Below are 1,929 nucleotides of genomic sequence, written 5' to 3'. Positions count from 1 at the left end.
CGGAAAAGCCACAGCCGCCGCCGGCGACACCGGACAGGCCGCCGGCGAGGCCCTGTCCGCCGCCGAACAACTTGCGATGCAGGCCGATACCCTGCGCAACCAGGTTCAATCCTTTCTTGTTGAAATACGACAGGAATAGCAGCGCGGAATGCGCGTAATATGGCCTGTCGTTAATGCAAATTTTCCGTTTTACGTGCATTCGTAGGCTCCGGCGGTCTTCGAGCGACGCTCGTTACCTGATATGCAAGCCGGGAGAAATACCGTGACCACGACCGAATCGGAGCCAAAACCGGAATCGCGAAAGGCCACACAACGGTCCGGGCACACCATGGGCATCCGAGGCAAACTGTTCGTAGCAATGGCCGCGGCCGGATCGACTGCGGTCATCGCCGCAGCCGTCGGCTGGATGTCGTTTGGTCAAACGAAGTCCGCTCTCGAAGCCGTCAGCCACGAGGCGATTCCGGCCTTGCTCGCAAGCAACACGCTGGCGGAGTCGAGCGCCGGATTCGCCGGGATGCTCAGCAACCTCCATTTTGCCGAAACCGAGGCCGCCCTTGAACGGCGGGTTACCGGGCTTGAGAATTCTACCCAACGGATGCGGGACGCGCTTCTTGAACTCGACAGAGCGGACAGGAATGATCGACAGGATGGCCTGGGGAGCGAAATCGACGCCATGGCGGCAATGGTCGCAACGCATGCCGACGCGGTCGCTGAAAGAATAACCATTGCCGGCACGCTCCGGGAGAATGTCGCTCTGGCCTCGCGCCAGCATGACGCTCTGGCCGAGATACTGGATCCCTATGTCATGGACGCCCGTTTCACTCTGAACGAGCAGGGAGAAGCGCTGACGCAAATCGTCAACGAGTCGACCCGATCACTCATCGACGGGGCCGCCCGCGACCTCGAACGCGTGTTGACGCTGCGCGGGGATGTCATCAACCTCTTCGGTATTCTGCGACAGGCGCAAGCGGCCACTTCCATCGACGCAGTGGAAGCGCTGGAGGGACAGTTCCGCGACAAGGCCAGCGATGCGGACATCATCCTGCTGAACTTCTTCGGCCGTGACGGATTCGAGGACGTGGTCTCGCTGGGCGAAGAGTTGCTCCTGCACGCCGATGCCGACACCTCAATTTTCGGTCTTCGCAGCCGGCAGCTTGAGGAACAGTCCGATACCCCGTCCGGTGACGATGCCAATGCCTCGCTGGAGGAGGCGCTGGCAGGCGCCGCGACCGAAGCCGGGACTCTGGAGAGCGCGCTGCTGGGGAACATTTCCGGCGTGGTCAGTGATTCCCGTCAGGACATGCGCAGAGCGGGTCAGTCATTGACGCTGCAGATATCGAGCCAGATCGGCCGGATGATGGGAGAAGACCTCCGCGATCTGGTCAATCTGCTCGAAATCCACGCACTTGCCAATCTGATCGCCGGCATGGCCGATGAGGCCGCAACCACTCGATCCGAAGCCGACCTCCGTGCGCTGGGCGATCAACTGGACAGCGAAACCCAATCCCTTGACACGACGCTTGCGTTTATCCGGTCACCCGAGGTCCGGGAAAACCTGAAAGACGCGCTGTCCGAACTCATGGAAACCGTCGGTGCTCCGGAAGTCGGGATTATCGCATTGCGGGAGAAGCTGCTGCAGGCAGACCAGTCTGCCGCTGCCCTGCTCGCTGACAATCAGACCAGAGCCGCATCGCTGCTTGGCGCCGTCGCCGACAGGACGACAACCATCAGTGCCGGCGCCGTGAACGACGGCAATGCCGCCATGGACCTGCTGGACCGCAGCCGTTTGCTTCTGGTGGCGATCGCGGTGGCGGGCGTACTGGTATCGGTGCTGATTGCGTGGTTGTATGTCGGCCGGTCGATCGTCCGGCGCCTGACCGGCCTTGCCTCATCGATGAACGATCTGGCCGATGGCCGGCTCGACGTCGC

1 protein-coding gene is annotated in these 1,929 nt (G+C 61.9%); it reads left to right on the top strand.

What is annotated here, in order from left to right; genetic code table 11:
* Positions 1 to 262: 262 nt before the first annotated feature.
* The coding region (locus ABZ728_RS22040; protein ID WP_366658600.1) for a hypothetical protein at positions 263 to 1,929 on the top strand (1,667 nt) is incomplete at its 3' end.

Source organism: Fodinicurvata sp. EGI_FJ10296, assembly GCF_040712075.1.
Classification (GTDB): domain Bacteria; phylum Pseudomonadota; class Alphaproteobacteria; order DSM-16000; family Inquilinaceae; genus JBFCVL01.
Note: the sequence above shows the minus strand (reverse complement) of the source record. Positions and strands in the feature narration are given on the sequence as shown.